The sequence below is a fragment of the Cellulosimicrobium sp. AB352 genome, from assembly GCF_049538415.1.
GTDB lineage: Bacteria > Actinomycetota > Actinomycetes > Actinomycetales > Cellulomonadaceae > Cellulosimicrobium > Cellulosimicrobium funkei.
In genome coordinates, this window is record NZ_JBMVFX010000026.1 from 1 (window position 1) to 19077 (window position 19077).

General features: G+C 71.9%; 12 protein-coding genes. All 12 read right to left on the minus strand.

Annotated elements, in window-relative coordinates; genetic code table 11:
- Positions 1 to 1216: substrate-binding domain-containing protein (locus ACPCUX_RS16345; protein ID WP_423389180.1), on the minus strand; the 1216-nt coding region annotated here is incomplete at its 3' end.
- Positions 1217 to 1364: 148 nt separating this feature from the next.
- A complete protein-coding gene (locus ACPCUX_RS16350) occupies positions 1365 to 2447 on the minus strand; it encodes an ABC transporter permease (protein WP_051028488.1) in 1083 nt (360 codons plus the stop codon).
- The gene (locus ACPCUX_RS16355) at positions 2444 to 3490 is read right to left on the minus strand and encodes an ABC transporter permease (protein WP_085387595.1); all 1047 of its coding nucleotides are present in this window, start codon (positions 3488 to 3490) and stop codon (positions 2444 to 2446) included. The genes ACPCUX_RS16350 and ACPCUX_RS16355 overlap by 4 nt, the downstream gene beginning before the upstream one ends.
- Positions 3487 to 5145, minus strand: coding sequence for a sugar ABC transporter ATP-binding protein (locus ACPCUX_RS16360; protein ID WP_083711953.1), 1659 nt, complete (start codon positions 5143 to 5145; stop codon positions 3487 to 3489). Before ACPCUX_RS16360 ends, ACPCUX_RS16355 begins: the two co-directional genes overlap by 4 nt.
- Entirely contained in the window at positions 5142 to 6389 is a 1248-nt protein-coding gene (locus tag ACPCUX_RS16365) for a Gfo/Idh/MocA family protein (RefSeq protein WP_423389181.1), read from the minus strand. The genes ACPCUX_RS16360 and ACPCUX_RS16365 overlap by 4 nt, the downstream gene beginning before the upstream one ends.
- A 224-nt stretch (positions 6390 to 6613) precedes the next feature.
- A complete protein-coding gene (locus ACPCUX_RS16370; RefSeq protein WP_021483379.1) occupies positions 6614 to 7615 on the minus strand; it encodes a sugar phosphate isomerase/epimerase family protein in 1002 nt (333 codons plus the stop codon).
- A 40-nt stretch (positions 7616 to 7655) separates the two neighbouring features.
- Positions 7656 to 8453, minus strand: coding sequence for a hypothetical protein (locus ACPCUX_RS16375; RefSeq protein WP_144722670.1), 798 nt, complete (start codon positions 8451 to 8453; stop codon positions 7656 to 7658).
- Positions 8454 to 8709: 256 nt separating this feature from the next.
- Entirely contained in the window at positions 8710 to 13695 is a 4986-nt protein-coding gene (locus tag ACPCUX_RS16380) for a ThuA domain-containing protein (RefSeq protein ID WP_423389182.1), read from the minus strand.
- Between the two features lie 251 nt (positions 13696 to 13946).
- On the minus strand, positions 13947 to 15119 hold the full coding sequence (locus tag ACPCUX_RS16385) for a Gfo/Idh/MocA family protein (protein ID WP_043655201.1): 1173 nt from the start codon (positions 15117 to 15119) through the stop codon (positions 13947 to 13949).
- 119 nt (positions 15120 to 15238) lie between these two features.
- Positions 15239 to 16306, minus strand: coding sequence for a substrate-binding domain-containing protein (locus tag ACPCUX_RS16390; protein WP_021479937.1), 1068 nt, complete (start codon positions 16304 to 16306; stop codon positions 15239 to 15241).
- Positions 16307 to 16423: 117 nt separating this feature from the next.
- The gene (locus tag ACPCUX_RS16395; protein ID WP_034655390.1) at positions 16424 to 17464 is read right to left on the minus strand and encodes an ABC transporter permease; all 1041 of its coding nucleotides are present in this window, start codon (positions 17462 to 17464) and stop codon (positions 16424 to 16426) included.
- Entirely contained in the window at positions 17461 to 18981 is a 1521-nt protein-coding gene (locus ACPCUX_RS16400; RefSeq protein WP_043655207.1) for a sugar ABC transporter ATP-binding protein, read from the minus strand. The genes ACPCUX_RS16395 and ACPCUX_RS16400 overlap by 4 nt, the downstream gene beginning before the upstream one ends.
- Positions 18982 to 19077: the final 96 nt, after the last annotated feature.

The window sequence follows — 19077 nt, forward strand, 5'->3', positions numbered from 1 at the left end:
CGGTCCAGGCCTCCGGGAACCCGGGCAGGTCCTCGCCGCCGAACTTCGCGTAGTGCAGGGACGGCATGTCCTTGTTCGCCTCGAGGTAGGCGTCGAGGTCCTCGGCGACGACCGGCGACTGCGGCAGGACCCACTCGGACGGCACCTGCTCGCCGGCCCAGATCATCTGCGCCGCGAGGATCGGCGTGCGCCACTGGAAGTTGGAGTACACGGCGCCGATGGCGGTCATGTCCGTGTCCTTCCACTTGCGCAGGAAGCTCATCTCGTCCTCGCCCATGAAGACGGGGTACGGCTTGCCCGCGTCCTCGAACGCCTCGACGGCCGCGACGGCGCCGTCGCCGGCGTCCATCCAGATGCCGTCCACGTCCCCGCGCTGGAGGTACTGCGTGACGATGTCCTTGATCTTCGCCCCGTCGCCGCCGGTGAACTCGGCGCCCACGACCTCGAGCTCCGACTCGGAGAAGATCTTGTCGGCCGCGGCCCAGCGGTTCTCGAGCACGTCGACGCCGGGCAGGATGCGCAGCGCGAGGACCTTCGAGCCGGGCTCGAGGTTCTCGACGAGGAACTCGGCGCCGTCGGCGCCGTACGCGTAGCCGCCGATCGGGTGGATGAACGTCACCATGCAGTCGGTGTTGACGCCGCGGTCGAACACGATGACGGGCTTGCCCGACTCGCACGCCGCCTCGACGGCGGGCGTGAGGGTCGCGGTGGTCGACGGCGAGATGATGATCGCGTCGCAGTCGCCCGCCGCGACGAACGCCTGGATGTCGGAGATCTGCTTGTTGTCGTCGTCGGCGGCGTCAGAGACGCGGAACTCGCCGATCACGCCCTCCTCGGTGAGGACGTCGACCTGCTGCTGCATGGTGATGAACCCGGTGACGCGCCACGGGTTGGACACCGACGCGTTCGAGAAGCACAGCGTGTTGCCGCCCTCGGCGCTCGCGAACTCGGCCGTGTCCACGTACTCGGGCTCGATGGCCTGGAGCCACGGCTGGTCGGCCGGGCCCTCGGGCACGACCTCGCGCTGGGCGAGCTGGCGGTCGTAGTCCGCCTGGACGAACCACTCGGAGTCGGCGCCGCCGGACTCCTCGCCCGCGGGGCTCTCCTCGGCCGAGGTCTCCCCGCCCGTGTCGGTGGGGGTGTCGGTCGTGCAGGCGGCCGCGAGGAACAGCGTGGCCACCGCCGTGCCGGCCAGGAGTGCTCGTGTACGTCGCATGTCCTTCTTCTCCTTGGTGAGACGTCGTCGTCCCGCAACGTGCGGGGAAGGGGGTACAGCTCGGGTGCTGCCGCACGGCCGTGCGCGGGGGTCCGGCAGGGGTCGTGCGCGGGGAGGGGCGCGGGCGTCGTCGCCGGGCGCGCGGGGCTCAGGCGTTCGCGGGGGCGGGCTCCTTCGGTGCGGGGGTCGGGCCCGCCGCCGGCGGGGCGTCGGGGGTGGACGCGCGGCGCCGCGACCGGCGCGGCAGCGCGGCGTAGGCGACGGCCGCGATGATGATCACGCCCTGCACGGCGGGGCGGATCGTCGACGGCAGGCTCAGCTGGTTGAAGAGGGTGAACAGCGCCTCGAGCGTGAGCGCGCCCGCCATCGCGGCGATCACGGTCCCCCGCCCGCCGCCGAGGACGACGCCTCCGAGCACGACGGCGGTGATCGCCATGAACTCCAGGCCCTGCCCGACCTGGGCGGTGACGCCGGCGTACCCGCCGATGAGGATCGCCGCGACGGTCGCCAGGAAGCCCGAGAGGAGGAAGGCGCGCGTGCGCACCCACCACACCGAGCCGCCCGCGTAGCCCGCCGCGACGTCGTTGTCGCCCGTGGCGACGAGCGTGCGGCCGAACGGGCGGCGCATGAGCAGGGCCGCGGCCACGCCGAGCACGACGACGACGAGCAGCGCGTACGGCACCTGGAACTGGCCCGGGGTGTCGGGGATGCCCCCGCGTCCCCACTGCCGGAACCCGTCGGTGAGGGCGCCCGTGGGGGCGCCGCCCGTCCAGAGCCGGATCGCGCCGTAGAGCACGAGCATCATGCCGAGCGTCGTGATGAACGACGGCACCTTGAGCAGCGTGGTCACGAGGCCGTTGACGAGCCCGACCGCGAGGCCGAAGACGATCATGAGGGCCATGACGGGCCAGGTCATGGAGTCCTCGCCGTCCATGAGCTTCGCGGCGATGACGACCTGGGCGCCCACGAGCGACCCGACCGACAGGTCGAACTCGCCCGAGACGATGACGAAGTACTGCCCGATCGCGAGGATGACCAGCGGCGCGGCCTTCTTGACGAACGCCATGAGCGACATGGGCTCGCCGAACGACGGGTTCATCACGAGGATGACCGCGAAGACGAGCACGAGCAGAGCGAACACGGTCCAGCTGCCGCCCGCGGTGAGGCGCTCGAGCCAGCCGGCCCGCGGCGCGCGCGCCGGGATGGTCCGGCGCGTGGTGTCGGTGGTCATGCGGACGCACCTCCGGTGCGGGTCGGGCGGAAGCGGGCCCGGCTGCTCGCCGGGTCGATCTGGCGCCGGGCGTACAGGGCGACGGCGGCGATGATGATGACGCCGCGCAGCACGTCCTTGAAGAACGGGTCGACGTCGAGCACGTTGAACACCGTGTCGAGCACGGCGAGGATGAGCACGCCGCCCACCGTCCCGACGACCGAGCCGCGCCCGCCCATGAGGAGCGTCCCGCCGAGCACGACGGCGGCGATCGAGTCGAGGTCGAGACCGTAGGAGTAGACGAGCGCGTTGCCGGTGCCGAAGCGCGCGGCGATGAGCAGACCGGCGACGCCCGCGCAGACCGAGCACAGCACGTGCGCGAGGACCAGCGTCCGGTCCGTCCGGATGCCCGAGAGCCGCGCGACGTCGGTGTTCCCCCCGACGGCGAACATGTGGTATCCGGGGCGGGTGCGCGTCAGGAGCACGACGCCCGCGGCCGCGACGAGCAGCATGACGATCGTCGAGACCGGGACCGGCCCGACACGCGTGTACCCGAACATCTGGAACGAGGCGGGCACCTCCCCCGCCGGGCCCTTGAACTGCGTGTCGAGGTAGCCCTTGATGATGAGCCCGACGCCGAGCGTCGCGATGAACGCGTTGACCCGCAGCTTCGCGATGACGAGCCCGTTGACGAGGCCGACGACCGCCGCGACGCCCACCGCCGCGAGGACGCCGAGCCAGACGCGTGACGGGTCGCCCGCCATGGTCGTCGCGCCGACGATCGAGCTGAGCGCGACCACGTAGCCGACGGACAGGTCGAGCGACTTGCACAGGACGGCGAACGTCTGCCCGATCGCGACGAAGCCGAGGAGGCTCGTCTGCGTGAGCATGTACGCCGTGTTCGCCGTGCTGAACAGGTTGCCGCCGCCCACGGCCACGAGGACGCCGGCGATCACGAGGATCCCGACGAGGGCGAGGTAGACGATCTCCGTCGAGCCCAGCCGGCGGCGGCGCGCGGGGGCGCGGCTCGCGGTGGGGGCGGCGGTCGCGACCGCGGTGCTCATCGGTGCTCCTTCGGGCCGTCGGGGGCGTGCGGGGCGCTGCGGGGCGTGGTGCCGGGGTCGGCGCCCGGGAGGTCGTCGGCGTCGGCGAGGGCGCCGAGGTCGACCTGGACGTGCTCGCCGGAGGTGTCCTCGCCCGCGCCCGTGGCGAGCGCCATGACGGTCTCCTCGTCGCTGCCCGCGGGGAGCTCGCCCGCGAGGCGGCCGTCCCGCATGACGAGCACGCGGTCGGCCATGGCGACCACCTCGGGGAGCTCGGACGAGATGAACAGGACGGCGACGCCGTTCGCGGTGAGCTCGCGCATGAGGTCGTAGACCGCGCGCTTGGCGCCCACGTCGATGCCGCGCGTCGGCTCGTCGAGCACGATGACCTGCGGGTCCGTGACGAGCCACTTCGCGAGGACGACCTTCTGCTGGTTGCCGCCCGACAGGTACTGGACCTCGGCCTCCTGCGAGCTCGCGACGAGCTCGAGCGAGGACAGGATGCCCGGGATGCGCTTCGCGCGCCGGTCGGCCTGGCCGGGCACGACGGCGTCGAGCACGAGGCGCGCGTTGGCGAGGATCGACTGGCCCAGCGCGAGCCCCTCGGCCTTGCGGTCCTCGGTGACGAGCGCGAGGCCGGCGCGGACCGCCTGGCGCGGCGAGCGCACGTCGACCGGCTTCCCGCCGACGAGGACGCGGCCGCGCGTGAACCCCGCGATGCCGAAGACGCCGTGCGCGATCTCCGTGCGTCCCGAGCCCTGGAGCCCGGCGAGCGCGACGATCTCGCCCGCGCGGACCTCGAACGACACGTCGTCGACCTGCGTGTTGCCGACGCCCTCGAGCGCGAGCCGCACCTCGCCCGGGACGATCGCGGGGTCCTTGTCCGGGAAGTACCCCGCGAAGTCGCGGCCGACCATCGTGCGCACGAGGCGGTCCGCGTCGATGTCCGCCGTCGGCGTCGTCAGCACGTGGTTGCCGTCCTTGAGCACCGTGATGGTGTCGCAGAGGTCGAAGATCTCCTTGAGGCGGTGCGAGACGTAGAGGATCGCGACGCCGCGCTCCTTGAGCCGGTGCACGAGCTCGTAGAGGAGCTCGACCTCCTGGTCGGCGAGCGCCGCCGTCGGCTCGTCCATCGAGATGATCCGCGCGTCGTAGGAGACGGCCTTGACGATCTCGACGATCTGCTGCTGCGCCACGGACAGCGAGCCGACGCGCGTCCACGACGCGAGCCCCGTCAGGCCGAGCTCGGTGAGCAGGGCGGTCGTGTCCGCGTGCATGCGCCGCCGGTCGACGAGGCCCGCGCGGCGCGGCTCGCGGCCGAGGTAGACGTTCTCGGCGACGGACCGCTCGGGCAGGAGGTTGAACTCCTGGAACACCGTCGACACGCCTGCGTGCTGCGCGGCGAGCGGTGAGGCGAACGTCGTCGTCTCGCCGTCGAGCTCGAGCGTGCCCGCGTCGGGGCGGTGCACGCCGGCGATGATCTTCATGAGCGTCGACTTGCCGGCGCCGTTCTCGCCGACGAGCGCGTGGACCTCGCCGGGCCGCACGTCGAGGTCGATCCCGCGCAGCACGGAGTTCCCGAAGAACTCCTTGCCGATGCCGCGCAGGCGCAGGAGCGGCCGGTCGTCGCCCTCCCCCGCGGCGGGACGCGGCTCGCGCGTCGTCGTCGCGGTCACGACGCGACCTCGACCCAGCCGCCCGTGCGCACCGACGTGGCCACGGCCTCGGCGAGCCGTGCGGCGCGCAGGCCGTCGTCGAACGTGGGCAGGCCGTCCGGGACGGCGCCCCCGATGGCCGCGGCGGTGTCGGCGACGAGCGCGTCGAAGCAGTCCTGGTAGCCCTGCGCGTGCCCGGCGGGGAGGCGCGAGTACCGGACCGCCGCCGGGGAGAGCGTCTCGGGGTCGCGCACGAGGAGGCGCGACGTCGTGCGCCGGCCCTCCCAGAGCGTCTCGGGCTGCTCCTGGTCGAACGCGAGGGTGGACTCCGAGCCGGAGATCTCCAGGTAGAGCCGGTTCTTGCGGCCGGCCGACACCTGCGAGATCACGGCCGAGCCGAGCGCGCCGCCGTCCGTCGCGTACTGGAGCGTCACGGCGTCCTCGGTCGCGACCTCGTGCACGACGCCGTCGGCGCCGCGACGGTGCTGGTTCACCGTGGCCGACTGCGCGACGAGGCGCACGATGCGCTGGCCCGTCGTGAACTCCAGCAGGTCGCAGAAGTGGGAGCCGATGTCACCGAACGCACGGCTCGCGCCGCCCAGGGCGGGGTCGACGCGCCAGTTGTCGTCGGAGTCGCGCAGCAGCCAGTCCTGCAGGTACGAGCCGTGCACGAGCGAGACGGTGCCCACCTCGCCGCGGCGCACGCGCTCGCGCGCCTCGCGGACCATGGCGTGGAAGCGGTAGGTGAACGGCACGACGGCGACGCGACCGTCCCGCTCGCGCGCCGCGGCCGCGAGGCCGGCGAGCTCGACCGCGCCCGCGACGTCGGTCGCGAGCGGCTTCTCGCACACCACGTGCTTGCCGGCGGCGAGCGCCGCGCGCGCCAGGGGGACGTGCAGGTGGTTGGGCGTGCACACGTGCACCACGTCGACCTCGGGGTCCGTGAGCAGCTCCTCGACCGTCGCGACGGCGCGCTCGGCGCCGAGACCCGGCGCGGCGGCGCGCGCGATGTCGAGGTCGGCGGCGGCGACGCTCACGACGCGGCCTCCGCCCGTGCGCACGGCCCGGGCGTGGACCCCGCCCATGAACCCGGTGCCGAGGATCCCGGCGCGATACCCGGCGGCGGGCAGCCCGAGCTCGTCGGGGCTGCTGGCGGGGAAGGTGCTTCGGGCGGTCGAGGCCCCTGGCGTGGTCGCTCCCGGGAGGGGCGTCTCCGGCTCCAGCACCGGGGTACGCACGTCCTGCGCGACGTCGTCGGCTCGCATGGATGACAACGTAGGGGCACTTATGTCGAGGGTCAAGCAAAAGCCGAACATTGACCGTCACGGTTAGATAACCCTGGCCGCAAAACAAATGTGAAGGCTCACATAGTCGTGCCCGGACGCGCGCACGCCACCGCCCCCGGCCGTCGGGACGACCGGGGGCGGTGGCGCGTCGGACTGCCCCCACCCGCCGGCCGGCGACGCCGGCCGACGGGGAGACTGCGGTGCTACTTGGTCGAGAACGCGGCGTCGAAGGCCGCGTCAGGCGCGTCGAACGCGTACTTCTTGACGAACTCCAGGGCCTCGGGCGCGCCGACGAGACGGTCCATGCCCGCGTCCTCCCACTCGACCGAGATCGGGCCCTCGTAGCCGATCGTGTTGAGCATGCGGAACGCGTCCTCCCACGGCACGTCGCCGTGGCCCGTGGAGATGAAGTCCCAGCCGCGGCGCGGGTCCGCCCAGGCCAGGTGCGAGCCCATGCGGCCGTTGCGGCCGTTGTGCATCCGCTTCTTCGTGTCCTTGCAGTCCACGTGGTAGATGCGGTCCTTGAAGTCCCACAGGAAGCTCACCGGGTCGAGGTCCTGCCACACCATGTGGCTCGGGTCCCAGTTGAGGCCGAACGCCTCGCGGTGCCCGATCGCCTCGAGCGTGCGGACCGTCGTCCAGTAGTCGTACGCGATCTCGCTCGGGTGCACCTCGTGCGCGAACCGCACCCCGACCTCGTCGAACACGTCGAGGATCGGGTTCCAGCGGTCCGCGAAGTCCTGGTACCCGGCGTCGATCGCCTCCTGGGAGACCGGCGGGAACATCGCGACGTACTTCCAGATCGCCGAGCCCGTGAAGCCCACGACGGTCTTCACGCCGAGCTTCGCGGCGAGGCGCGCGGTGTGCTTCATCTCCTCCGCGGCGCGCTGGCGCACGCCCTCGGGGTCGCCGTCGCCCCACACGACGTCCGGCAGGATGTCGCGGTGGCGCTGGTCGATCGGGTCGTCGCACACCGCCTGGCCCTTGAGGTGGTTCGAGATCGCGTAGACCTTGAGGTCGTACTTGGCCAGCAGGTCGAGCTTGCCCTGGACGTACTCGTCGTCGTCCCAGCGCCAGGGGTCGAGGTGGTCGCCCCAGCACGCGATCTCCAGGCCGTCGTAGCCCCAGCCGGACGCGAGGCGTGCCACCTCCTCGAACGGCAGGTCGGCCCACTGCCCGGTGAAGAGGGTGATCGGTCGTGCCATGGTCGTGTCTCCTTCGGTCGTTCTCGGTTCGTGCCCGGGGTCACCGGGCGGACGTCTTGGTCAGGGGGCGGGGCGTGTCCCCCGCGGCCTCGTCGGTGCCCGACGCGCGCGCGCGGCGCCGCACGACGACGTAGCCCGCGGCGAGCAGCAGCGCGGCGACCACGGCGACGGCGACCCACACGAGCGCGCTCGTCGACCCGTCGTCCGTGGCGGTGCCGTCGCCCGCGGCGCCCTCTCCGGCGGCGTCGTCGCCTGCGGCGGCGTCGTCGCCGGCCGCGTCGGCGCCCGCCGCGTCACCCTCCGCGCCGGCGGCCTCGCCGCCCTCCTGCGCCGCCGCGTCGTCGCCCTCGCGCGGGGCGGGCTCCGGCAACGGCACGACGTCGACCTGCGCCGTCGCGGTGGCCTCGGCGGGGTGGGTGATCGTGGCGGTGAGCGTCCAGTTGCCGTCGGCGAGGACGCCGGGGTCGGACGTGTACCAGCCGACGCCCTCGGACGCCGACCGCAGCGTGAGGGGGCCGACGGTCTCGCCGGCCGCGGACTCCCCCGTCACCGAGACGTCGGCCGCCTCCTCCACGGGGTGGCCGTCGACCTTCCAGGTGAGGTTCGCGGACACGCCGCCCTGGCCGTCCGTGCCGAGCGAGATGACGACGTCGCCGCCGTGGGCGCCGGCCGGGGCCGCGCCGACGAGCGCGAGCACGCCGCCGAGCAGGAGGCCCAGCGCCGCGGTGAGGAGCGCGCGGGGGCGGCGCCGCACGGGGGCGGTCGTCCGGCGGAGCGGCAGGAGCCGCGTGCCGCCCGGAGGTCGGGGGCTGGTGCGCTGGCGGGGCGTACGGGACATCGGGTCATCACCTCGTCGTGGGTCCGTGTGCGGTGGGGGGCGGCGGTCGTCGCCGGTCCCCCGGGGTGCCCCGGCGCCGGGCCGGAGCGCCCGTTCCCGGGCGCCGGGGCCGGAGACCCGGAGGTCCCCGTCGTGCTCGTCGTGCGGGCAGCGTACGGTCGGCCCGGCCGATGGGCCGCCCGGACGCCCGAGCGCCCGCGCGCCGAGCGCGGTGCCCGGCGGGCCGGTGCTCAGCGCACCGACCCGCCGGAGCTCGTCAGGAGCAGGACCGGGCCGCGTAGTCCGCCGTCCCGGAGAACGTCCTCCCCTCGGCGTCCGTGGCGGTCACGGTCACGGTGCCCGCGTCGACCGCGACGGCGCGCGACGCGAACGACTGGTACGCGTTCGCACCCGGCGCGACGTCCGCGACCTGCTTCGACCCGTACGGGGTCTCGAGCGTGATCGCGAGCGGGACCGTGTCGTCGTTCGCCGCGCGGACCGCGACGAACACCTTGCCGGCCATGCAGCGCGTCTCCGCGGTGATGGTGACGGCGATCGGCTCGGCCTCGTCCTCGACCACCCGGAAGTGGCCGAAGGACGCCGGAGCACCGGTGTCGGCCGACGCCCCGAGGGCGAAGAGACCGACCTTGGCGTCCGCGGCGGGCGCGTTGGTCACGCTCTCGTCGAACGTGGTCCACGTCTCGCCGTCCGCGCTGTACGCGCCGGTGAACGTGTCACCGGAGCGCGTGAGGCGCAGGTGCCACACCGACTCGGCGAGGCTCCCCGTCTGCGGCTGCGGGTTCTGCACCACGCCGCCGACCTCGCTGCGCAGCTCGATCCGGGCGTTGCGCGCCTGGCCGGCCTGGTTGTCGACCACGTAGTCGAGCTTCACGTAGTCGTCGTCGCCGCCGTAGACGATCAGACCGCCCTGCTGGTACTGACGGTCGAACGCGGAGCCGTCGACGACGGTCTCGATCGTCCACTCGTCACCCGGCTGGTCCTGCAGCACGATGTTCGGCACCGGGCGGTTGTCCGTCCCGTAGATGTCCGTGGGCGTCGTGTCGATCTGCAGGGAGCCGTCCGCCACGCGGTAGCCGGTCGGGTCCTCGCGGACGATCGACCAGCGGCACGTGTCGAGGGCGTCGCCGTCGAACTCGTCGTCCGGCCCGGGGGCCGCCGCCGTGTCGTCGGGCGTGATGTGGAACCAGTCGAACTCGGCGTCGACGACCGGGGTGGTCGTGTTGTTGCCCTTGAGGGCCACGAGCCCGATCTTCGCGTTCTCCAGGTCGGCGATCGACTTGGTCTGCGGCATCGTCGTGAAGTCGATGCCGTCGGCCGAGTACGCCGCCTGGAGGCTCGCGCCGTCGCTGACGAACCGCACGTAGACCGTGTCGGGGTAGTCGGCACCGAGCGCGGCCGAGTTGGACTCGTTGACCTCGTTCGGCTGGGCGTTCTCCTCACGGATGAACTGGAAGATCCGCGTCGCCGGGTCTGCAGCGGCCGACCGGCCCTGGAGCACCATCTTCGCGTAGTTGTCCTGGTCCTCCCAGATCAGCAGACCGGCCTGCTGGTACTGCTGGCGGGCCGGCAGGGTCACCTTCGCGGTGGCCGTGAACGGTCCGTCCGGGAGGTCCTGGAGCACCAGGTTCGGCACGGCCGTGTTGTCCGTGCCGTAGAAGTCCCGCGTCGCCGTGGGGACCACCAGGCGCCCGTCGCGCACGACGAGGTTCTGGTCGCGGTTCGTCACGGTCCAGCGGTCCTCGTCGAGGTCGGTGCCGAGGAAGTCGTCCGAGCGGCCGGAGAAGCAGAGCCCCGGACCGGTCTCGGGCGCCTTGACGGTCACCGTCGTGTACTCGACCGAGTACGCGCCGCGCTCGTCGGTGGCCCGCACCTGGAGCCGGTAGGTGCCCGGCTGGTCGTACGTGACCGCGAACGAGTCGGTGCCGTCGACGAACCCGTCGCCGAGGCCCGCGTCCCACGCGAACGTGACGGCCTCGTCCTCGGGGTCGGTCGCCGTGACCGACGCCGTGACCTCCAGAGGAGCGGTGCCCTCCGTCGGCGTGACCTCGAACGTGTCGATGGTCGGGCGCACGTTGTCCGTGACGCCGCGGCCGTCGAACTCGAGCCAGTTGACGTTCATCTGGCCGGCCACGTTGACGAAGTAGAGCGTCCCCGTGCCCTCGGGCACGTCGGTGATCTCCGTCGTCGCCATCGTGTACGCCTGCCAGTCACCGGTGTTCGGCACGGTCACCCGGCCGATCTCCGGACCGTCGGGCGCGTCCCAGCGCACGGACACCGTGCCGCCCGAGGGCGACGCGACGCGCATGCCGAGACCCTCGACGTTGTAGAGCGACATGGGCTCGTAGGCCCACCAGTCGTCGACCTCGATGTAGCCGAGGTTCTGGCCGCCGCCCGCGCTGTCGCTGGTCTGCTCCGTCTGGACGCCCGGGTCACCGGTGCTCGCCGAGCCGGGGAGCCGGCCCGTCGAGGTGTAGTACTCGGCCTGGAGCAGCTTCGGCTGCAGGATCTGGAGCGAGTTCGTCGTGAGCGGGACGCCCACCTCGCCGCCGTCGTCGGTGTAGAACGCCTCGAGCACCCAGAAGATGTTGGCCTCGAGCCCGTGGCCCTCGTCGCGGGCCGTCTGCATGACGCCCTCGCAGCCGGTCAGCTCCTCCATCGGGTGCGCGTGGGCGTCGTGCCCGAGCGCGGTCATCATCTGCAGGTTGGAGCAGTCCACCTCGCCGTCGGGGTCCTCGACCTCGACGACGTAGCGCACCTGGTCGCCCCACTCGAACACGCCACCGTTGTCCGGGAACGTGATCGTCACGCTCGGCGCCTGGTTCCCGACGACGATGCTGACGTTCGCGAAGCCCGTCTGGCCGTTCGCGTCGGTCGCCACGAGCTGCGCGGTGTAGCTGCCGTTCTCGGTGTAGGTGTGCACCGGGTTCGCCTCGGTCGACGGGTCGGACCCGTCGCCGAACGTCCACTGCAGCGAGATCGGGTCGCCCGCCGGGTGGCGGGTGCCCTCCGAGGAGAACTGCACCGTGAGGGGCGCGGCGCCGCTGGTCACGTCCGCGCTGGCGCGGGCGATCGGCGTCGGATCACCCTGCACGTAGTTGACCTTGTAGATGCCCGACGTCGTGTTGTTGCCGCCGAAGCCCTGGCCCCAGTCGATGACGTAGAGCGAGCCGTCCGGACCGAAGTCGAAGTCCATCGCGCGGTAGAAGCCCGCCGCGGGGTCGAAGTGCTTCGGCAGGATCCGGTTGATGTCGACGAGCTCGTCGCGGTTCTCCCCGTCGAGCTGGAACGAGTACATCTTGCCCTGGTTCCACTCGCCGAAGATCGCCTTGCCGTCCCAGTACTCGGGCCACTTGACGTCCGAGTCGAGCTCCGGGTCGTAGTCGTAGACGGGGCCGCCCATGGGCGCGCCACCGCCGCCGATCTCCGGGAAGAGCGGGTTGCCGGCGTAGTTGTACCAGACGTCGGCCGCGACGGCCGGCGGGAGCTGGGTCAGGCCGGTGTTGTTCGGCGAGTCGTTCACGGGGCCGTTGGCGCAGTCGAACGCCTGGCCCGACTGGCCGGTCGCGAAGTTGTAGTCGATGTACGCCGCGTTGTCACCGGTGCAGTACGGCCACCCGTAGAAGCCCGGCTCCGCGACGATGTTCCACTCGACCGTGTTCCCCGGGCCGCGGCTCGGGTTGGCGTTCTGCGCGTCGGGGCCGTAGTCGCCGACGAGCACGTTGCCCGTCTTCTGGTCCACGCCGATGCGGAACGGGTTGCGGAAGCCCATCGCGAAGATCTCGGGCTTCGTCTTGTCCGTGCCCGGGGCGAACATGTTCCCCTCGGGGATCGTGTACGTGCCGTCGTCCTCCGGGTGGATGCGCAGCACCTTGCCGCGGAGGTCGTTCGTGTTCGCCGACGTGCGCTGCGCGTCGTACGACGTGCGGCCCGCGCGCTCGTCGAGCGGCGCGTAGCCGGCCGACTCGAACGGGTTGGTGTTGTCGCCCGTCACGATCACGAGGTTGTCGTCGCCGTCGAAGACCATGTCACCACCCGCGTGGCAGCACGTCTCGCGCTGCGTCGGGATGACGAGGACCTTCTCCTCGCTCGCGGCCGAGATCGTCCGGGTCGCCTCGTCATACGTGAAGCGCGAGACGCGGTTGTGCGGCCCGTCCGTCCCGACGTCCTGCGGCGACCAGAAGAGGTAGACCCAGCCGTTCTCCCCGAAGTCCGGGTCCAGGACGACGCCCGTGAGCCCGTCCTCGTTGGCCTGCGTGACCGCGAGGGTCATCGCCGTCGTGGTCTGGTTGCTCTCCGGGTCGATGAGGCGGACGCGCCCGTCGCGCTCGACGTAGAAGACCGTCCCGTCGGGGGCGACGTCGAGCATCATCGGGTTGGACGTCTCCTCGTCGAGCGAGACGACCTCGTAGCTGTCCGACTGCGACGCGGCGCAGTCCGACGGCACGACGCCCGCGGCGGTCTGGATGCCGCCGAGCAGGTGCTGGAGGAACTCCGGCTCCGCGTAGGACTCGTTCGTGTGGCCGCCGCCGGTGTACCACGAGCGGCCGCCGTCGTACGCCTGGCACCAGGCGATCGGGTGGTCGGCGCCCATCGCGCCCGACCCCGCGGTGTAGGACGTCTCGTCCAGGCTCGCGAGCACGTGGACGGTGTCACGCGGGTTGGTGCGGTAGTTGTACCACTCGTCGTAGCGGTCCCAGCGCGACGGCAGGTGCGCCGTCGACTCGTGGGCGTGGTCCTCGACCTTGACGGTCGCGTCCTGGTTCTGCGGGTGGCTGCTGAAGTACGCGCCGACCAGCTCGCCGTACCACGGCCAGTCGTACTCGGTGTCGGACGCCGCGTGGATGCCCGCGTACCCGCCGCCGTTCTGGATGTAGCGCTCGAACGCGGCCTGCTGGTCGTCGTTGAGGACGTCACCCGTCGTGGACAGCCACACGACGGCGTCGTACTGCGCCAGGTTCTCGTCCGTGAACGCTCCCGCGTCCTCGGTCGTGGTCACGTCGAAGTCGTTCTCCGCGCCGAGCTGCTGGATCGCCGCGATGCCCGCGGGGATCGACCCGTGCCGGAACCCGGCGGTCTTGCTGAAGACGAGCACGTCGAACGGTGCGGTGTCGGCGGCGGCTGCGACCGGAGCCGCCGGAGCGACGCTCCCGGCGGCGGGGGCCGCCGTGGCCGACACCGCCGTCGCGATGGTCAGGGGGAGAGCGATCGCCGCCGCGGCTGCTGCCGCGACCGTGCGCCTCATGGCGAGCGATCCTCCAAGCACGTTTCTCACAAGGTCTCCTCGTCGAGATGGGGAACTGTGCTGCGCTCCGCCGGGTCGGCGCCATCGGCCTGCCGTCCGTCCCGGGCTCGTCGGCGGACTGTCTCGGTGCTCCGCCGGGCACCTTCCTCGCCGCCAGCGCGGCGGTCGTACCTCCTCTCGTCGTCCGGTCGTCGGCCGTGCACCTGCGCGCGGCCGACGACCGGTCTGCCGTCCGTGCGGCGGGTCGAGAACTAGGGCTCGACCCAGCCGCCCGACGCCGCGCTGCGCTCGACCGCGTCGAGCACGCGCTGGACCACCAGGCCGTCCGCGAAGGTCGGCGCCGGGTGCGTCCCCGCGGCGATGCCCTCGACCAGGTCGACGACCTGGTGCGTGAAGGCGTGCTCGTAGCCGAGGCCGTGGCCCGCGGGCCACCAGTGCCCGACGTACGCGTGCTGCGGCTCCGTCACGACGATGCGGCGGAAGCCCGCGACGGCCGGGTCGTCGGCGGCGTCGAAGTAGTGCAGGACGTTCATGTCCTCGAAGTCGAACGCGACCGAGCCCTTCGACCCGTTGATCTCCAGCCGGATCGCGTTCTTGCGGCCGTAGGCGAACCGGGTCGCCTCGAACGTGCCGATCGCGCCGCCGGACATCCGGGCGAGGAAGATCGCGGCGTCGTCCACGGTGACGGGGCCGCGCTCGGTGCCGCCCTGTCCTGAGAGACCGGCGAACTCCGTCGCGACGGGACGCTCCTTGACGAACGTCTCGAGCAGGCCGGAGACGCTCGTGATCCGCTCGCCGGTGATGAACTGGGCGAGGTCGATCACGTGCGCGCCGATGTCGCCGAGCGCGCCGCTGCCGGCCTTGGTCTTGTCCAGACGCCACGACAGGGGCGCGTCCTCGTCCGCGATCCAGTCCTGGAGGTACTGCGCGCGCACGTGCCGCACGGTGCCGATGCGGCCGTCGGCCACGAGCTGGCGCGCGAGCTGGATCGCCGGCACGCGGCGGTAGGTGAAGCCCACCATCGCGACCTGCCCGCGCCGCGCGGCGGCCTCGGCGGCCGCGACCATCTTCTCGGCCTCGGCGACCGTGTTCGCGAGGGGCTTCTCGCAGAGCACGTGCTTGCCGGCCTCGAGCGCGGCGATCGCGATCTCGGCGTGGGTGTCGCCGGGCGTGCACACGTCGACGAGGTCGACGTCGTCCCGGCAGACGAGCGCCTGCCAGCTCGTCTCCGTGGACTCCCAGCCGAGCCGCTGCGCGGCGGCGGCGACCGCCTCCGGGTTGCGGCCGCCGAGGACCCGCATCCGCGGGTCGAGGGGGAGGTCGAAGAACCGGGGGGCGGTCCGCCAGGCCTGCGAGTGCGCTGCCCCCATGAACGAGTACCCGACCATGCCGACGCCGAGCTGCGCGCCGTCGTTTCCTGCCATGACGTTCCTTCCGTGCTTCTCACGGCGCACGCCCACGGTCCGGCCGGGCGGTACCCGGGCGGACCGTGGGCGTGGTCCGCGTGCTTCCTGCTGCGTGCTGACGGGTGTCAGCGGGTCCGTCAGGACTGGAACGCGGTGGGCAGGTACTGGTCGACGTTGTCCTTCGTCACGACGGGCGCGAAGAGCTGGACCGTGCGCGGCACGTCGGACGACGCGAGGTCGCTGAGGTTCTTCTCGTGCGCCACGAGGCGGGCGAGCTTGATGCCGTCCGCGGCCTGCGTCGACGGGTAGACGACCGTCGCCTGGAGGACGGAGTCACCGGCCTGGATGTGCTCCATGACCTGCTTCGAGCCGGCGCCGCCGACCATGAAGAACTCGTCACGGCCCGCGTTCTCGATCGCGGAGAGCACGCCGACGCCCTGGTCGTCGTCGTGGTTCCAGATGGCGTCGATCTGCGGCGCGGCCTGGAGGAGGTTGGCCGTCGCGGCCTCGCCACCCTGGACCGTGAAGTCCGCGGCGACGCGGTTGTCGACGTCGAGGCCGCAGTCGGACAGCGCGTCCTCGAAGCCCTGGCTGCGGTCCTGCGTGAGCGGCAGCGAGTCGATGCCGGCGATCTCGGCGACCACGGCGTCCGGGTTGTCGCCCAGCTGCTCGCAGATGTACTGGCCGGCGCTCACGCCCATGCCGTAGTTGTCACCGAGGACGGTGGTCCGCGCCGCGAACGGGCTGGAGAACTCACGGTCGACGTTGATGACGGGGATCCCGGCGTCCATCGCCTTGGTCGCGACCTCGGTGAGCGCGGCGCCGTCGAACGGCAGCAGCACGATCGCGTCGACGCCGTCGTTGATGAAGCCCTCGATCTGGCTGATCTGGACGTTCACGTCGTTCGTGCCGTCGGCGACACGGAGCTCGACGTCCTCGTACTCCGCGGCCTCCGCCTCGGCGGCGGTCGTGATAGCGCCCATCCAGCCGTGGTCGGCGGCGGGGGCCGAGAAGCCGATGACGATCGGGTCGCCCGGGGCGTCGTTGTCGGAGACGGCCTGGTTGGCGCTGCCCCCGCCGTCGCCCTCGGCCGTGCCCTCGTCCTGCGGCGTGTTGGAGGTGCACGCCGTCGCGATCAGCGCGATCGAGGCGGCCGAGACCGTCGCGAGCGTGATGCGGCGGCGGAGGGTGGTGCGTGCGGACATGGGATCTCCTTCGATGCTGTCCTGCGGGTGGAACCTCAGGGGAACTGGCGGGGTGGGGGTGGTGCGGGGCTCGTCGGGCTGCGGCGTGGTGCGGGGGCGCCGCGGGGCCCGGGGTCGCTAGGTGGTGCGCCGGGAGAGGCGCTGCTGGAGCAGGACCGCGCCGACGATGATCGCGCCCTTGGCGATCTGCTGCACCGAGCTGTCGATGTTGTTGATGATGAAGACGTTCGTGAGCGTCGTGAAGATCAGGACACCGAGGACGGTGCCGACGATCGTGCCCCGGCCTCCCGCGAGGAGCGTGCCGCCGACGACGACCGCCGCGATGGTGTCCAGCTCGAGGAGCAGACCGTTGGTCGAGGACCCGGCGCTGGTGCGGGCGAGGATCATGACGCCGGCGATGCCGGCGGTGAGGCCGGACAGCGCGTACACGTACAGGAGGTGGCGCTTGACCTTGATGCCCGCGAGACGAGCGGCCTCGGCGTTGCCGCCGACGGCGACCGTCCGGCGGCCGAACGTCGTGCGGTTGAAGAGGAACCAGCCGAGCACGGCGACGACCGCGAAGATCCACACGATCTTCGGCACCCCGAGGAGGTTGCCGCGGAAGATGTCGTTGAACGCGTCGACCTGGACGATCTGCGTGCGCTTCTGCGCGATGAGCTCGGCGAGGCCGCGGGCGGCGACGAGCATCGCGAGCGTCGCGATGAACGCCACGACCCGGCCGTAGGCGATGATCAGGCCGTTGAGGAGACCCGCTCCGAGGCCGACCGCGAGCGCGCAGATCACCATGACGACCCAGCCGTACGACTGCGTCGCGAGCGTCGTCGCCCAGACCGAGGACAGACCCAGCACGGAGCCGACCGAGAGGTCGATGCCGCCCGTCGTGATGACGAACGTCATGCCGATGGCCAGGACGCCGGTGACCGACCCGAGGCTGAGGATGGTCATGAGGTTGCTGACGCTCGCGAACCGCTCCCCCGCCGTCGCGAAGCCCACGGCGCACAGGAGGAGCAGAGCGACGACGAGGCCGATGTTCCGCCCCGCGGCGCCGGACATGAACCCGCTCTTGCGGCGTTCGCCCGCGGCCTTCTCGACCCGGGCCGACTCGTCGGCCTCCGGCTTCTTCGTCGGCATCGACGCCGACACCTGCTGCTCGCTCACGCGACACTTCCTTCCATGACCATGTCGAGCACCTGGTGCTCGTCGATGGAGCTCGAGGGCCCCTCGTGGACGACGCGACCCTCGGAGACGACGAGGACGCGGTCGGCGAGGCCGAGGACTTCGGGGATCTCGCTGGACACGACGACGACGGCGGCACCCTCGTCGGCGAGCCTGCGGATGAGGGCGTAGATCTCGGCGCGCGCGCCGACGTCGACGCCGCGCGTGGGCTCGTCGAGGAGCAGCACGCGGCAGCCGTGGACGAGCCAGCGGGCGAGCATCGCCTTCTGCTGGTTGCCGCCCGACAGCGTGCGGATGGCCCGGTCGACGCCGGTGGGGCGCAGCTCGAGCGAGTCGGCCTGCTCCTTCGCCGCCTTGCGCTCGGCGCTCTCGTCGAGGAGACCGAAGCGCGCGAAGCGCGAGAACGTCGAGAGCGTGACGTTGCGGTAGACGGGCTCGTCGAGGAGCAGGCCCTGGCTCTTGCGCTCCTCGGGCGCGAGCCCGATCCCGGCACCGACGGCGGAGGCCACGGACCCGGGCCGCAGCCTCGTGGAGTCGACGGTCACGGTGCCCGCGGTCGCCTTGCGCGCTCCGTAGACCGTCTCGATGATCTCCGAGCGGCCCGCGCCCACGAGCCCGGCGAGACCGACGATCTCCCCGGCGCGCACCTGGAACGACACGTCCGCGAACACGCCGCGCAGGCTCAGCCCCGCGACGTCGAGCACGACGGGAGCGGCGTCCACCGGGCCGTCGGAGTCCGGGAAGACGTACTCGACCGAGCGCCCGGTCATGAGCGTGATGAGCTTCGCCGTCGGGGTCTCGGACACCGGGAGGTTCTGCGCGACGGTCCGGCCGTCCTTGAGGACGGTGATGCGGTCGCCGATCTCGCGGATCTCCTCGAGCCGGTGGGAGATGTAGACGACGGCGACCCCCGCCTTGGTCAGCTCCTTGACGACGCGGAAGAGGTTGCCCACCTCCTCGGAGTCGAGCACCGCCGAGGGCTCGTCCATGATGATGACGCGCGCGTCGTGGGACAGCGCCCGGGCCATGGAGACGATCTGCTTGCCGGCGGCCGACAGCCGTCCGACCTCCGTGCTCGGCGAGACCTCCGAGTGCCCGAGCCGCTGGAGCAGCTCGCGCGTCTTGCGCACCGCCTCGCGGCGCTGGGAGAACCCCATGGTCGCGAGCTCGTGCCCGAGGTAGACGTTCTCCGCGACGGTCAGGCCGTCGACGACGTCGAGCTCCTGGTACATCGTCGCGACGCCGTGCTTCAGCGCTGCGACGGGGTCGGAGATGGTGATGGGCTCGCCGTCGAGGAGGATCCTGCCCTCGGTGGGCTGGTGGGCACCGGCGAGCACCTTGATGAGCGTGGACTTGCCGGCCCCGTTCTGGCCGAGGAGACAGTGGACCTCGCCCGGGAGGATCTCGAGATCGACGCCGTCGAGCGCACGAGCCCCGGGGAAGACCTTGACGATGCCCTGCATCTGCAGGAGCGGCTGGGGAGGGTCTGCGGTGACCATGCGGTGAACCTAGCGAACCTTTTGACGAGCGTCAATCATAAGGTTGTCGTCTTTTGCCACTGTTACCACTCCGTGACCGACAAAAGTGTGCGCGCC

Coding starts and splice junctions, on each gene's coding strand:
- ACPCUX_RS16385 (WP_043655201.1), bottom strand. CDS start 15,119: ATGGCAGGAAACGACGGCGCGCAGCTCGGCGTCGGCATGGTCGGGTAC.
- ACPCUX_RS16365 (WP_423389181.1), bottom strand. CDS start 6,389: ATGCGAGCCGACGACGTCGCGCAGGACGTGCGTACCCCGGTGCTGGAG.
- ACPCUX_RS16370 (WP_021483379.1), bottom strand. CDS start 7,615: ATGGCACGACCGATCACCCTCTTCACCGGGCAGTGGGCCGACCTGCCG.
- ACPCUX_RS16375 (WP_144722670.1), bottom strand. CDS start 8,453: ATGTCCCGTACGCCCCGCCAGCGCACCAGCCCCCGACCTCCGGGCGGC.
- ACPCUX_RS16355 (WP_085387595.1), bottom strand. CDS start 3,490: ATGAGCACCGCGGTCGCGACCGCCGCCCCCACCGCGAGCCGCGCCCCC.
- ACPCUX_RS16390 (WP_021479937.1), bottom strand. CDS start 16,306: ATGTCCGCACGCACCACCCTCCGCCGCCGCATCACGCTCGCGACGGTC.
- ACPCUX_RS16350 (WP_051028488.1), bottom strand. CDS start 2,447: ATGACCACCGACACCACGCGCCGGACCATCCCGGCGCGCGCGCCGCGG.
- ACPCUX_RS16400 (WP_043655207.1), bottom strand. CDS start 18,981: ATGGTCACCGCAGACCCTCCCCAGCCGCTCCTGCAGATGCAGGGCATC.
- ACPCUX_RS16380 (WP_423389182.1), bottom strand. CDS start 13,695: ATGAGGCGCACGGTCGCGGCAGCAGCCGCGGCGGCGATCGCTCTCCCC.